Annotated in this window: 7 protein-coding genes and 1 tRNA gene; 4 read left to right on the top strand and 4 right to left on the bottom strand. The window is 59.3% G+C overall.

Annotation, left to right across the window (positions count from 1 at the left end):
• The first annotated feature begins 141 nt into the window (after positions 1–141).
• The 3 genes from PVT68_RS13690 to PVT68_RS13680 all read left to right on the top strand — a co-directional run bounded on the left by PVT68_RS13690 (position 142) and on the right by PVT68_RS13680 (position 2,883).
• The gene (locus PVT68_RS13690; protein WP_280318943.1) at positions 142–531 is read left to right on the top strand and encodes a diacylglycerol kinase; all 390 of its coding nucleotides are present in this window, start codon (positions 142–144) and stop codon (positions 529–531) included.
• 336 nt (positions 532–867) lie between these two features.
• The gene (locus tag PVT68_RS13685; protein WP_280318941.1) at positions 868–2,706 is read left to right on the top strand and encodes an autotransporter family protein; all 1,839 of its coding nucleotides are present in this window, start codon (positions 868–870) and stop codon (positions 2,704–2,706) included.
• Between the two features lie 100 nt (positions 2,707–2,806).
• Positions 2,807–2,883: transfer RNA gene (locus PVT68_RS13680), tRNA-Ile, on the top strand.
• A gap of 277 nt (positions 2,884–3,160) precedes the next feature.
• Here the strand turns inward: PVT68_RS13680 and PVT68_RS13675 are convergent.
• Genes PVT68_RS13675 through PVT68_RS13660 form a run of 4 tightly spaced genes read right to left on the bottom strand, consistent with a single transcriptional unit; the run spans position 3,161 to position 9,891 of the window.
• Complete coding sequence (locus PVT68_RS13675) at positions 3,161–4,309, bottom strand: Wadjet anti-phage system protein JetD domain-containing protein (RefSeq protein WP_280318940.1); 1,149 nt, start codon at positions 4,307–4,309, stop codon at positions 3,161–3,163.
• Positions 4,293–7,634, bottom strand: a complete 3,342-nt coding sequence (locus PVT68_RS13670) for an ATP-binding protein (protein ID WP_280318938.1) — start codon at positions 7,632–7,634, stop codon at positions 4,293–4,295. Before PVT68_RS13670 ends, PVT68_RS13675 begins: the two co-directional genes overlap by 17 nt.
• Positions 7,634–8,392 (bottom strand): DUF4194 domain-containing protein, encoded by a 759-nt coding sequence (locus PVT68_RS13665; protein ID WP_280318937.1) that lies wholly within the window; start codon positions 8,390–8,392, stop codon positions 7,634–7,636. The genes PVT68_RS13670 and PVT68_RS13665 overlap by 1 nt, the downstream gene beginning before the upstream one ends.
• Positions 8,392–9,891: a DUF3375 domain-containing protein gene (locus PVT68_RS13660; protein WP_280318936.1), complete on the bottom strand. Its 1,500-nt coding sequence runs from the start codon at positions 9,889–9,891 to the stop codon at positions 8,392–8,394. Before PVT68_RS13660 ends, PVT68_RS13665 begins: the two co-directional genes overlap by 1 nt.
• 146 nt (positions 9,892–10,037) lie before the next feature.
• On the opposite strand from PVT68_RS13660, the gene hsdR reads away from it, so the two are divergent.
• Positions 10,038–13,553: a type I restriction-modification system endonuclease gene (gene hsdR / locus PVT68_RS13655; RefSeq protein WP_280318934.1), complete on the top strand. Its 3,516-nt coding sequence runs from the start codon at positions 10,038–10,040 to the stop codon at positions 13,551–13,553.
• The last annotated feature ends 107 nt before the right edge of the window (positions 13,554–13,660 follow it).

Genomic DNA, 13,660 nt, shown 5'->3' with positions numbered 1-13,660 from the left:
AAAAGCCCGGCTATACGCCGGGCTTTTTTTTGACAGTTTTTTGACAACTCCGCGAATAGAATCCGCCACAGAAACCACTAAAACACAGTGCCTGCGAAAACACGGGCAGCCACCCAACTCATCGGCCACAAGTAAGCAGCCATGGAAGACCAGTTCGTGAATAAGCCCGGTAAAACCGGTATCTCCCGCCTGATCGATGCTACCGAGTACTCCCGCCAGGGCCTGCTCGCCACCTGGCGCAATGAGGCAGCCTTTCGTCAGGAGGTGACGCTCGCCATCTTTCTGATACCCGCCGCCCTGTGGCTGGGTGAATCCGGTATCGAGCGCGCGCTGCTGGTCGGCGTTACCCTGCTGGTCATGATCGTCGAACTGCTCAACAGCGCTGTGGAAGCGGTGGTCGATCGAGTCGGCCCGGAGAAACATCCGCTGTCCAAAGTCGCCAAAGACACCGGCTCCGCCGCGGTTTCCATTTCCCTGCTGCTGTGGCTCAGCACCTGGGGTTGCATCCTGCTGCCGCGCTGGCTTGGCTGAATCCCCCCTAGCAACAAACTCCTCCAGACAACCCTCCAGATTACAAGGCCCTCCGCCAGCACGCGGGCTTGCCCGACAATTTTTCAGGCCGTCGGGCGCACGCCGCGGTAGCCCACCCTCCTTCAGCTAGACTTTTCCGCATCGCATAGCGACTGGTGCACGCAAAGGAACGGCGTGCGCGGTAGCAACGATCAATCATGCCGATCACGAATCAGGGACGAATTCATGCCGTATCCCCGTGCAGCGCGTGCGCTTGACGCCGGCACACCCACGCTCCGTAGGTGCGCGCCGCCCAGATATGTACTGCCCGCTCTAATCACTGCCTTCACCTCTGTAATGGCTGATGCCCAGATAACTCTTGGCAACGGCGATGACCAATACACCCTGACAAGCGGCAGCTTCGCCGCCCACAGCAGCACCCAGATAATCGACGGTGGCGGTGGCAGCGACCGACTCACGGTACAGGGACTCAACCTCAGTAATCCCGGGCGGCTGTTGAACTGGGAATCCATCCGTCTGCAAGACTCCACCACACTGGAACTGGGCACCAGCCTGTCCCTCGGTGGCGTTGACGCCCTGCCCACCAGCCTGACCATCGATACCAGCAGCAGCATCCTTCTGCCCCACGCCAGCGCCGCCATCCTGCCCAGCGCTGGACAGTCGCTCACCGTCGTCAACCACGGCGTTATCGACCTGCGCGGAGATACCGCCAACGGCCTGTTGATCGACGGTGATTATCAAGGCACCGGCATCATCCATATGGACCTGATGACCGCCGGCAACGACAGCCTGGCGGACCGGCTGGTGATCAACAGCGGTCACGCCAGCGGCAACACGCAACTGCTGTTCAACCAATTCGGCAGTGCCGGTACCAGCGATGGCATCCTCGTGGTAGAGGCCCGCAATGGCGGCACCACCGCCAGCCACGCCTTTTACATGAGCAACTCCGTGTCCGCAGGCCCCTATGAATACTTTCTGTTTCGCGGCAACGGCAACCCCGCCGATGCGCAAAACTGGTACCTGCGCTCAACCCTGCTGCCTGGCGATGTACCCGCAACCGCTCCCGAAGCACTCGTCATTTCCAACTTCGACGTTGTGACCGCACCTGCAGGCGTCACCGCCGCGGACATCGCAAGCGCCAACCTCGGCGCACCGCCTGAGGCCGCTGCCGGGAGACCAGACCTCCTCGCCGCCGCACCGCCCGCTGGCAGCGCCCCCATTACTCTCTACCGCCCGGAAACCCCCCTTTACGCCCAGGCAAAGTCCCTCGCACGTCTCAGCTCGCTGCAGGAAATTGGCAGCTACCACAAGCGACGGGGAGAACAGCGCAACTGGTTTGACGGTGCCAGCAAGGACTGGCTGCGGATTCACCACACTGGCGCGGCGTACAACTGGAGCGGCGATGTCGGCAACCGCTTCGACGGCAACATCACCGGCTTCCAGCTGGGCACCAACCTCTGGTCCGCGCCCACCTGTACCGGCAGCGTGCGGGAAATGGGGCTGTTTTTCGGCAGCACTCAGGCACGCGGCGACACAACCGGCTTCGCCCGCGGCTTCACCGATTACCGCGCCGGGGAGAACCAGCTCACCAGCACCCACATCGGCTACTACTTCAACGACTACCAGCCCGATATGGGCTATCTGGATTTCACCGCCAAGATCGCCTACCTCAAACTGGCCAGCCTATCCTCCCGCGATATCGGCGACACGACCTACGGCCCCCAGCTCACCGTCTCCGTGGAGAAAGGTATTACCTGGCAGATGTCAGAACAGCTCGCCCTGGAGCCCCAGGCCCAGGTCGTCGTCAACTACAGCAACCTCAGCGCCTTCAGCGACGGCATTTCCTGGGTGGAACCGGACATGACCCCGGAAGCCAACTTCCGCCTCGGCCTGCGCGGCTACAACCTGGACAGCGACGCCGCCGGCCTCAACCTGCGCTTTTACCTCTTCGGCAATATCTGGCACACCCTGGGCGGCAGCGACGAGCTGGTGTTCGACAACCGCCTGCAGGTCAATCTGGAACGCCAGGCCACCTGGGGAGAATTCGGCGGTGGCCTGGTATTGCTGGAACACAAACTGGGCAGCGCCTTTTTCAATGTGGGCTACCAGCGCTCGCTGGACGACCTCGATTGGTCCGGTGGCAGCGCCAACCTCGGGTTCAACTGGGCCTGGTGAGCGCAGCGAGTCGCCAGTCGCTATGGCAAGGCCGTTGATCTGAAAAGAAAAATCGAGTACTTTGCCATCCCGCTCGCAGGCTCCTGCGAGCGTCTCTTTGGGGCCTATAGCTCAGTTGGTTAGAGCGCTCGACTCATAATCGATCGGTCGCAGGTTCAAGTCCTGCTGGGCCCACCATTTGCTTTCCACAAATAGAAAGTTTGCAGAGCAAAATCCTATCCGAAGGGATTACATTGCCCCGCAAGCAGACAATTCTCGCCAGCTCCTCCATCGATTTCCCCGATCTGGGGGAGGAATTTGTCACCCTTAAGCTAGAAGTATTCAAACTCTTCACGGGCGGGGCGTGCCTCGATAAAAAGTGAACCATGGAAAAGTATTCACCTCCATGGCCCGAACACCTGGAAGCTTTACAGAGGTCCTGAAGCGGATGGTACTGCGGGCAGAAAACCGTTTTCTAAGAACTTGATCGCCATGCCTTTACTGCCACCGCCACTTCGCCGCCGGGCAGGTATTCCTGCTCCAGGCGTCCGTTACTCAATGCAATCAAATGCCGATAAAAATCTGCTTCGACTGAGTCCAACCCTTCTGGAGCTGTAGGCCTCGCCACCACTGGTTCAGTAACCGCACTCTGCTCCGCATATCGGTCAAAAAGGGCTCGAGTCATTAATAACGGGACAATCTCCGGCCGCTGCAGCTTGGCCCCAGCCAGCATCGATAATCCCCAGGTATCCATGTCACCCCAGTAAGCCAGGTATTTGCCATCAAATGCCGGGGATCCCAGCCAGTTCAGGTCCAACCCCGCGCCCAAGATGGCAATCGTATCCGGTAATTCCGGCAATAGATGAATACACTGCTCGTTCTCCACAATCAGGATATGCGTACCCGGAAGCGGTGTATCCGCCAGTTCGCGGGTTGCTACCCGCTGGCGCCGAAACGGCAATAATGACTTATCCAGCGGGGCAACGAGGACCCAGTGATCGCTGTCGTCACTGGCGTTGAGGAAGCTGTGCAATCCTTGTTCACTGGCCGCGCCACAAAAGCGCTGGTCGAGCAATCGGGTTATCAGGGTAGCGTGACGTTCAAAGAATTTGGTATCCACACCCGCTTCCGCCATTAAGCGCAGTGGACGGCCGGCAGCCACACCAGGGGCAAGGGTACTGGCGAGCTTTGCCGCACTAACGACTTCGTCGACATGTTTTTTTTGCCACAATGGCCGCTCGCGCACCAGTAGCTCATGAAAGACACTGTCGACGTTGCCGACAATGTGTCCCAGCCGGGAGAATTCTTCTTGAATTTCGGCACTTTCGCTTGCATCCACCCATTCCGAGGGGGTGCGTATTCGCCAGGTATGAGGCAGCGATACCGCCTCAGCGCCGGCCCGGTATTTCACCGGCGCCCACAACACTTCGCCGTTAGTCACCGCGCGCCAACGCTGCACATGTGCCTGGACCTGAGCGGTATTGCTGGAAAAATCGGCACCACTGGGCTTACCAATGGCAATATCCAGTGGCCAACGCTCTCGGTTTAGCAGCCGCTCCACTCGCAACGGTGCCTGCTGCCACTGCCTGGCGAGGCGCTCAGCAATGTCACCCGGGGATTTCATCCGCTCTCTCCCTGCGCTGCTCGCGCATCGTATCCAGCGCCTGCCAGCTCAGTGGGGTCAGACTGGACTGGTTGCCGCGACGATGCACGACTACCGCGGAACGGGTGTGTTTTTTCAGTAGCCGCATCTCTTTGTTCGGGGTGATAAACAGCGCGTGCAAACCGAATTCCTTCAGCGCGGCGATAATTCGGCCGGCTACCGCGTGGGAACTGCGGGAAAAAGCCTCGTCCAGCACAATGGTGCCGAACAGCGGGCGACTGCTGCCGTCCGGGCACAGCGCGTAACTCAGGGAAGCGGTGAGCACATAGGAGGCGATAATTTCTTTCTCGCCGCCACTGCCGCCCTGAGAGCCGCTGCGGGTCTCGAAAATGCGCCCGTCGCTGCGCTCGATTACCGCTACCTTGAACTCCAACCGATAGCGTGGATCCAGCAGCGCGCGGGCACCCTGAGTGCGTTTGCGTTCGCAGGCATCCCGCAGCAGTGAGACGATATGCTGCAGCGCCTTGAAATGACTTTCGCCTTCGTCGTCCACAAAGCGCGCGGACGCCAGACGGGTATGCGCTTTATTGAATGTACGTAGACTTTCGTGCACCACACTAGTGGCCACCAGTTGCAGGTAGCGTCCATGTTGGAAGTCCACCCGCCGCAGCGTGTTATTGACGTCTTCGAGTTTTTCCTCGATACGCTCTACTTCGCTCTTGATTGACATCAGCAGTTGCGAAACGCCGTCATCGGAAGAGCGATTCAGATAGTCCCGGAAGCGATCCCGTTTCTCCGGCAAAGCTTCTTCGGTCAACACCCGCAGGCGTTCAAGATAGGTTGGCACATCTTCCAGCTCACGACCCGCCTCTGACAGTGCGCCGCGATCTTCTTTTTGCGCGTCGGACATCTGCCGCACCAGGGCCTTCTCCAACTGACCGCTGCGGGTTTTCAGCTTATCGAGTTCTGCGTGGATTCGGTCATAGATATTGCGCTCAATCTCGGAAATTGTATTCAGTTGCTCATGGTGGATTTGCGGCACTGCCTTTTCGACCAATGTGCGCTGAGAATCCGTCAATCCGGCCTCCGCTTTCCGATAGGCTCTGGACTTTTCTGAGTCCGCCCTTTCGAGCTCGTGCGTGGTGGCCAACACGGCTTTCAAGCAACCGGTTTTTTCGCTTTCAAGCGCTTTTAAAGCATACTCCACTTCATCCAGCTTCTGCTTTGCATTGGCCACATCAGAATCCGGCGCCGTCAACACACGCAGCTTTTCCTGTTGCTGGACAAGATCCCGTTCTGCGCGTTCGATATTGATGGAGGAAAAGTCCAGGTCTCGCAGGGCTTCCAGCAAGAATTTTTCCTGCTGCAACTGGCTCTTTTGCGCACGCGCCTGTTCTACAGCGGCATTCAGCACCGGCAACTGTTTTTCCTCATCCACAATCCTTTGCTGCAAAAATGTCAGGCGGTCTCGGTTATCAAATCCGGTCAGCCACCCCTCATCCAGTCGTCTCTGGTCCTGTTTGTCAAAGAATCGCGCCCTGCCTGACATCAAGCCCTGCGCGGTCATGGCGTGCGGCGTGTCTTCCAGACCATCAACCGAGGTCATGCAGTGGCGATCCATTCCGGCCAACAGAGCCTTGACCGGCTCGCGGTAGGGATGCTTTTTGTATTCGAGTTTTCGGGTATAACCATCCTCCCAAAAATTGGGACTGCTTGCCGGTTGCTCTACCTCCAGAATCCGCACATGCAGTGCATTGTGCCTGCTATTGATCCACTGCAGCGCAGCCTTTTTCTGTTCCGGCGGTACAAGAATACGCAGGCGATGGCTACCCAGCGCACGCTCGATGGCTCCACGCCATTCTCGCTGATCTTCTTTTACCTGCACTAATTCTGCAACGAAAGGCAAAGCCTCTTCACTTACACTGAGCTGCTCGGCCAGCAGCGCGCGGAACCGCTGGAAATTTCCCGGGATATTCGAACCTGGTCGGCGTTCGATATCAGCCAGTTCTTGTTTTAACTCTCGAATAACTTCTTTTTGCTGGTGCTGTTTACTACCCGCTTCAAACAGCTGTTGATCCGCTTCGTCCAGCCGATCGTCAACCTCCCGCAGTCGGGGCTCGCTCTCTGCCTGGTTTGCGACAAATGCCTGTCGATTCAAGGTATCCGGCAACCTCAGCCGTTGTGCCAGGCGCTGGTAATCGCTGGCACTACGCGCGCACCCGTCCAGTTGTTTTTGTTTCTCCGCAATCAACTCTTCGAGCGTTTGGATATCCGACCCGCCAAGCTGTAGAAACTCTCTGTTGAGCAGGTCCCGCTTCTCCCTTTGCGTCTGGTAGAGCTCTTCCACATTTTCCTGGTGTGCCTGTGCCTCTTTCAGCGCAATAGTCAAGCGCTCGGACTCCACTTTCCACAACCGATACGCCTGCTCACCAAACCACAGTGGTAATGCAGTATTCAGCGATTTTTTTTCTTCCAGCTCCGCTTCATTTTCGGAAAATTGTTGCCAGGTGACTTTTACCGGCTCCAGTGATCGCTGCTGCCGGCGGGCAATTTCCAGTTCCTCATGAATGGCAGCGAGGTCGTCGAAGCTGTCCGCGACTTCCGCGGCGCGCTCAAACTGGGCGGTGTCGTCCAGCACCAGCTCGCGGAAAATGTCATCGATACTGTTCAACTGCTTGAGACCGGCGGCGCGATTCAACAGGTTGAAGGCGTTGTCGCGCACCTCAAAAAAATCCCGCGCGCGGGCGAGAAAGTTTTTCTTACTGGGATAGGTCCAGATACCTGTCTCGGTTTTATCCAGCTGGCGCAGCGCCCGCATCCCGCCGCCGTGCTGTAGTGTCAGCCAGTTGTGCAATGTCTGGTTTGCATCGGTGGTAAACAACCACAGTTTTTTCATGTCCGAAGGCGAGGAGCTGGTGCCGTCAAACCACAATACGGCGCCGAGGCGCACCAAATTAATACCATTACTCAATGTGGCGGCTATACCGGTGACCGTTTTTCCCAGCCGAGCGATATGGGATTGTCCCTCACCGCCATCGCCGGGACCGGTAACGCCGCGTACATAGGATGGCAGATCGCGGTCGCTTTCATGGCCGCCGGTGGAGGCCAGATTGTATTTCGGGGTGGCAGTGAGCAGGGTCATCAGCGCATCCACCAGGGTGGTTTTACCGCTGCCAGTGGGGCCGATAATCGCGGTTCCATCTGCATCGATTTCCGCGCGGTGATGGCCGCTGAAGCCACCCCAGTTGTATAGCTCCAACTCCTGCAGGATATAGGTGGGCGCCAGCTGCCAGGGAACCTCGACGATCCCGGTATGCGAACTGTTTGGATCTGTATTTTGTGCCACTACTCGGCCCCCTCGGCTTGTGCGCCATCATCCTCTACTGCCAGCCGCACTTTCAGTTCCTGCAATAGCGCCTGCAGATTTTCCGGGTTGGCCAGATGAGCGATCATCGGGCGGATGGCGACCCGCTCGTGGGCATCCGGTTCCGACACCAGGCCATGACCTTTCAGCTGATCCAGCAGCTGCAGCATCCGGTTACGTTCACGGGCTTCGCTGCCGCTATCCCCCATATACAACTGGAATTGCGGTATCAACTCATCCACGGCCACCATTGCTGCGGAGGCGCCGGTTCCGGCCTCCTGTTCGTAGGCGACGAAGTGCTGGCGCAAAATGGCCACCAGCAGTGATTGTTCCAGGGTCAGGCGCTGCTTGCGTACCAGCGGATGAGACCAGTCGTCCTGGGATTCGATGTTTTCTTCGGCTTCCGTTTTGCGCACGCGGATAAAGATCAATCCACGAATATCGTCTGCCTGCGCCGCCAGATCCAGCGGTTCCAGAATGGCGTTAAGCGCAGTCATATGGGCAATCGCCACCCGGTACAAATTGGGCCGGTGACTTTCTTCCAGTAACCCCAGGCGCAGCAGTTCCTGTGCGCTTTCTCGCAGCCGTTTGTCGGTGCGCGCACTGTCGATCACTTCCTGATTTTCTTTTTCGGTTCCCGTTTCTGCGATCGGTTCGGATTCAGACTCTCTTTCCTCAGAGGAAACCGTCGTATCCTGCAGCGGACGCCGGGTAATTTCGTCAAAGATATTCGCCACCATTAAAACTCCCAGTCAACGCCATCCAGGGCTTCACTGCTCAAAGCCACTCTCGGTACACAGAATTGCCAACGCTGTTGCGCGCTGTCGGTCAGCGCAATCCGCTGCAGTTCGTCGTCGGCAATAGCGATGCCCGCCTCCCGCGCCATGCCCAACCATAACGCGAGGGTTTCCAGGTCGTGCACCGGCGGCAGCTGCTCCGCCAATTCCGCCAGTGTCAGCGGTCGGCCGGCGCGGGAAAGGGTATCCAGGGTATCGCGCACAGCGGCTTCCCGGTCGAGCCCATCCAGGGCTTCCCAGAACTCATCCTCGATCTCACCGAACGCAGTTTCCTGTTCACTCAGGTCCAACTCGCTTTCCCCATCGCTCTGCAGGGACTTGAAGCGCAGCCGCTCCGGCACTGGAATATTCCCCAGCGCCATCCCCACCGGTGGCAGCGGGGAGTCGGCGCGACGCACCTTCTGCTGCTGCCAGTCCAGTTCCTGTGCCTGATGCAGGATGTCATTCAACAGCTGACCGACGCGATGGTGCTCCGCCGCCAGCCCGGTTTTGAGGAAGCCTTTCACATCTTTCTCGCTGCGGGCGCGGGCGCGCAGTACTGACTGACTCTCGCTAACCAAACGCACCCGCAATAATTTGAGGTCAATCAATTGCGCACGGTTGAGCGCTTTCGCAGCACTGGAGTGGGACAGAATGGTGCGGATGCGTTCGCGCATATTGTCCAGCTCTACGCTCTGGCGCAGCTGCTGCTGGAAACCGTCGAACACTCGCCCCTCCGGGGTATTGAGCAGGGACGCCTGTCCATCCAGCAGACGATCGACAATATCGCCGCGATGAAACTGTTCGGAAATAATCGACTGGCGCAGGGCGCGGTCGGCCTCGCGCCAGGAATCCTCCACCCGGCGAAAATCGGCACGCAGCCCGGTGGCCAGGTTATACACCTCGCGAATGCGCTCAATCGCCTCGGCCTCAGACAGCACCGGAATGTATCCCGCCTCCGCCTCTGCCAGTTCCGCCTCCAGCGCTTTGATTTGCCGGCGGATGGCCGCTTTGCGGCTGTCCGGGTTGGGGTTCAACCCCACTTCCAGATTTTCGATTTCCCGCTGCACCACCGACAGTCTCGATGCGGTGGTTGTCATAATGCGGTTGTCGAGGGCATCGATAAAAGCAATCGCCGACGACAGTGCATCGCTGGCGTAAATGCGCCCGCCGCGCTCTACCACAAGCCCGCGCTTTATCCACTGGCGCAGCTCGCGGCCGGCGAGCTGGCGAGTGTTGTCCGGGTCTATATCGAACTCATCCTGGGCCGCGTACTCAGCGAGCATATCCGCCAGCGCCTGCAGCGCGTCTTCCTCGGAAATACCGTTGTCGGCAAATTCGAACAGGGAAGTCAGGCAGCCCAACACCAGTGGCGCCCGCGGCGAGGCGAGTAGCAGCCATGCCGGATGCTGTCGGCGAGCGGAGATATATTGCTGCGTGCGTTGGCGGGCGGTGGTGTCCATGGGCACTGGTTACCGGTCCTTGCCTGTGAATAATCGAAGGATCAACCCTACCCGGAAATTACCCTGGCGTGAACTCCCTCACATTTCCCGCTAGAATCCCTGACCGACTAAAAACAAAAAAGACCACGAATCCCTAAGGGGGCGCAGTGCAGGGAACAGACCGTATCACGTCCGGCAACTTCGGCTTTCTCGCCGTGCATGATCCACTGTTTGTGGAGCTGGCGGCAGCCGCGGAGCGGTCGTTTTCCAGTGACCCGAACACCACGCTGATCAAGCTGCGCCAGCTGGGTGAAGCACTGGCACAGCATATGGCTGCGCAGCTGGGGATCGAGTATGACCCCAGAACCGCCCAACTGGATCTGGTCAATATGCTCGATCGGGAAATCCGCCTCGATCCCAGAGTGCGCCAGCTGTTCCATACCCTGCGCCGGGAAGGCAACAGGGCCACCCACCAGTTCCATACCCGCCACAAGGAAGCCCTTGAAGGGCTCAAGATTGCCCGCACCCTGGCGGCCTGGTTCCACACCTCATCCGGCAGGGCACGCGCGGACTTCAAACTCGGCCCGTTTGTGCCACCGGAAGACCCCAGTACCCATCTGCGCCAGCTGCATGCAGAAGTTGAAAAACTCCGTGGCGAACTAAAAGACGCGAGCGTACAACTCGACTCCAGCCAACAACTCAACGAGCTGATCGCGAAACAGAAAGCCGAGTACGAAGAACTGGCCCATGCCATGGACGAGGAAGCCCGGGCCAAAGCGGAGGAAGTAGCCAGCCAGGAACAGGCGCTGGCGCAACAGAAAGGTGAATACGAGCAAAAAATCGCCGAGCTGCAGCGGCAATTGGCGGCGCAGGACAGCAGGACGCAGACCGCCCAGCGTCAGCAACTGGCCAAGCAATCCAGGGCGGCCAGTAAAAACCTGGGGCTGAACGAAGAGCTCACCCGCCTTCTGATCGACCAGCAGCTGCTTGACGCCGGCTGGGAGGCCGACAGCCAGGCGCTGACCTACAGCAAAGGCGCGCGCCCGGAAAAAGGCCGCAACTGTGCCATCGCCGAGTGGCCCACAAAGGGCGGCCGCGCCGACTATGTTCTGTTTGCTGGCCTCACCCCGATCGCGGTGGTCGAAGCCAAAAAAGAAAATGCCAATGTCGCCGGCATGATTCCGCAGGCCGAGCGCTACAGCCGCACCCTCAAAATTGAAGTACCGCTGGTCAGTGCCTGGGCCCTGGCCGGGCGCACCGTCGCCTGGCCGGACGACGTCGATGGTCACTTCCAGGTCCCCTTCGTCTACTCCTGCAACGGCCGTCCCCAGGTGCCGCAGCTGAAAGAGCAGTCCGGCACCTGGTTCCGGGATGTGCGCGACCCCAGCAATCTGCGCCGGGATCTCGCCAAGTTCCACAGTCCCGCCGGTCTGCTCGACAGGCTGGAACGCAGCAAGGCCGAAGCGGAGAAGAAGCTGCAACAGGAGCCCTTCGGCTACCTGAAGATGCGTGATTATCAACAGGAAGCCATCCAGGCTACGGAAAAAGCCATTGCCGAGGGCAACCGCCAGATACTGCTGGCCATGGCTACCGGTACCGGCAAGACCCACACCATCCTCGGCCTGATGTACCGATTCCTCAAGGCGGAACGCTTCAAGCGCATCCTGTTTCTGGTGGATCGCACCGCCCTCGGCACCCAGGCCACGGATGCCTTCAAGGAAGCCCAGCTCGAACAGAACATGACCCTGCTGCAGAACTACGGCATCGCAGAAATGGGTGAAATGGCCTGCGACAACGACACCCGGATTCAGGTGGCCACGGTGCAGGCGATGGTCAAGCGCCTGTTTCTCAGCGACGAACCGCCAACCGTGGATCACTTCGACTGCATCATTGTCGATGAGGCCCACCGCGGTTACACCCTCGACCAGGAAATGACCGAGGGCGAACTGGCCACCCGCGATGTGGCCCAGTATCTCTCCAGTTACCGCCGGGTGCTGGACTACTTCGACGCGGTTAAAATCGGTCTCACCGCCACCCCCGCCAAACACACTACAGAAATTTTCGGCAAGCCCGCCTACACCTATTCCTACCGCGAAGCGGTCGCGGACGACTGGCTGATCGACCACGAGCCACCGATCCGCTACGAAACCCTGCTGACCCAGAACGGCATCCAGTTCGAGAAAGGCGCCCAGGTACAGGCGATCAACACCCACACCGGCGCGGTGGAAACTGCGGAGCTGGAAGACGAACTCGACTTCGACGTCTCCGCCTTCAACCGCCGGGTAATCAACGAAAACTTTAACCGCGTTATCTGCGAACAGCTGGCCCAGGAACTCGACCCCTTCGGTGACGAAAAGACGATGATCTTTTGCGCCACCGACAAGCACGCCAACATGGTCAAGTCCCTGTTGGACGAGGCCTTCAAGGATCTCTACAACGGCGCCTACAACGAGGCTGCGGTGAAGAAAATCACCGGCGAAAGTGACAACGTCAGTCAGTTGATCCGCCGCTACAAGAACGAGCGCTACCCCAATATCGCCATCACCGTGGACCTGCTCACCACCGGTATCGACGTGCGCCCCATCTGCAACCTGGTGTTCCTGCGCCGGGTGCGCTCGCGCATCCTCTACGAGCAGATGATCGGCCGCGCTACGCGCCGCTGTGACGAAATCGGCAAGACCGTGTTCCGCATCTACGACCCTGTGGATATCTACGCGGCGCTGCAGGACGTCAACACCATGCAGCCGCTGGTGAAAGACCCCAATATCACCCTCGAACAGCTGGTGGATGAAATCACCAATCCAGAGCAACTGGAGCGCGCGCTCAACAGCCCCGGGGAAAGCGCAGGAGAAAGCCACGCGGATGCAATCCTCAGCCAGCTGAGCCAGAAAATGATGCGCATTCTGCGCAAGGCCGACAGCAAGGCCGAAAACCGGCCGGAACTCAAACAGAAACTGGAAGAACTGGAACAGCAGTGGGGCGTTGCGCCCAAGTCACTGCACAAGCACCTGCACGAGCTGGGACCGGCTGGGGCCGCGGACCTTATCCGCCAGCATGCCGGCTTGCTGAATCAGTTAAACGAAGTCAGCGCCCTGCTCGGCAGCGACCGAATGCCGCTGATCTCGGAGCACCACGATGAAATCCGCGAGCGCACCCAGAGCTACGGTGCACACCAGCGGCCCGAAGATTACCTGGACAGCTTCAGCGACTTTATCCGCAACCAGCTCAACCAGTCCGCCGCCCTCAGTGCCGTGGTCAACAAGCCCCGCGATCTCACCCGCGCCCAGCTGAAAGAGGTCAGGTTACTGCTGGACAGCCACGGCTACACCGAGGCCAACCTGCAGAGCGCGGTGCGCAACCAGACCAACCGCGACATCGCCGCCAGTATCATCGGCCATATCCGCCGCGCCGCCCTCGGCGAGGCGCTGGAGCCGTTCGAAACCCGCGTCGCCCGCGCCATGGACCAAATCTACGACCTGCACCCCTGGACCCCCGCCCAGCGCAAATGGCTGGAGCGCCTGGCCAAGCAGCTGACCCACGAGGTCATCATTGACCGCGACACCGTCAACCAGATGCCCGCCCTGGAAGGCGGCGCCAAACGCCTCGACAAACTCCTCGGCGACCGCCTGGACACGGTACTGGAGGCCTTCAACGACGCCCTCTGGACCGCCCAAAGCGGCTGATCCCCGGGAGCGCCGAGCCCCAGCTCGGCCCCAACTAAGACATGTCGAAGAAACCCGTTTTTTTCGACATATCCCAATAACATGTCGATCCCGTATACATGTCCACG

This window comes from Microbulbifer bruguierae, assembly GCF_029869925.1.
GTDB classification, from domain to species: Bacteria; Pseudomonadota; Gammaproteobacteria; order Pseudomonadales; family Cellvibrionaceae; genus Microbulbifer; species Microbulbifer bruguierae.
The sequence above is the reverse complement of the archived record's forward strand: the minus strand, read 5'-3'. Positions and strand labels throughout refer to the sequence as shown.

Bases quoted from the DNA above. Each gene is read 5' to 3' on its own strand.
- PVT68_RS13660 (WP_280318936.1), bottom strand. From the start codon at position 9,891: ATGGACACCACCGCCCGCCAACGCACGCAGCAATATATCTCCGCTCGC.
- PVT68_RS13665 (WP_280318937.1), bottom strand. From the start codon at position 8,392: ATGGTGGCGAATATCTTTGACGAAATTACCCGGCGTCCGCTGCAGGAT.
- PVT68_RS13685 (WP_280318941.1), top strand. From the start codon at position 868: ATGGCTGATGCCCAGATAACTCTTGGCAACGGCGATGACCAATACACC.
- PVT68_RS13675 (WP_280318940.1), bottom strand. From the start codon at position 4,309: ATGAAATCCCCGGGTGACATTGCTGAGCGCCTCGCCAGGCAGTGGCAG.
- PVT68_RS13690 (WP_280318943.1), top strand. From the start codon at position 142: ATGGAAGACCAGTTCGTGAATAAGCCCGGTAAAACCGGTATCTCCCGC.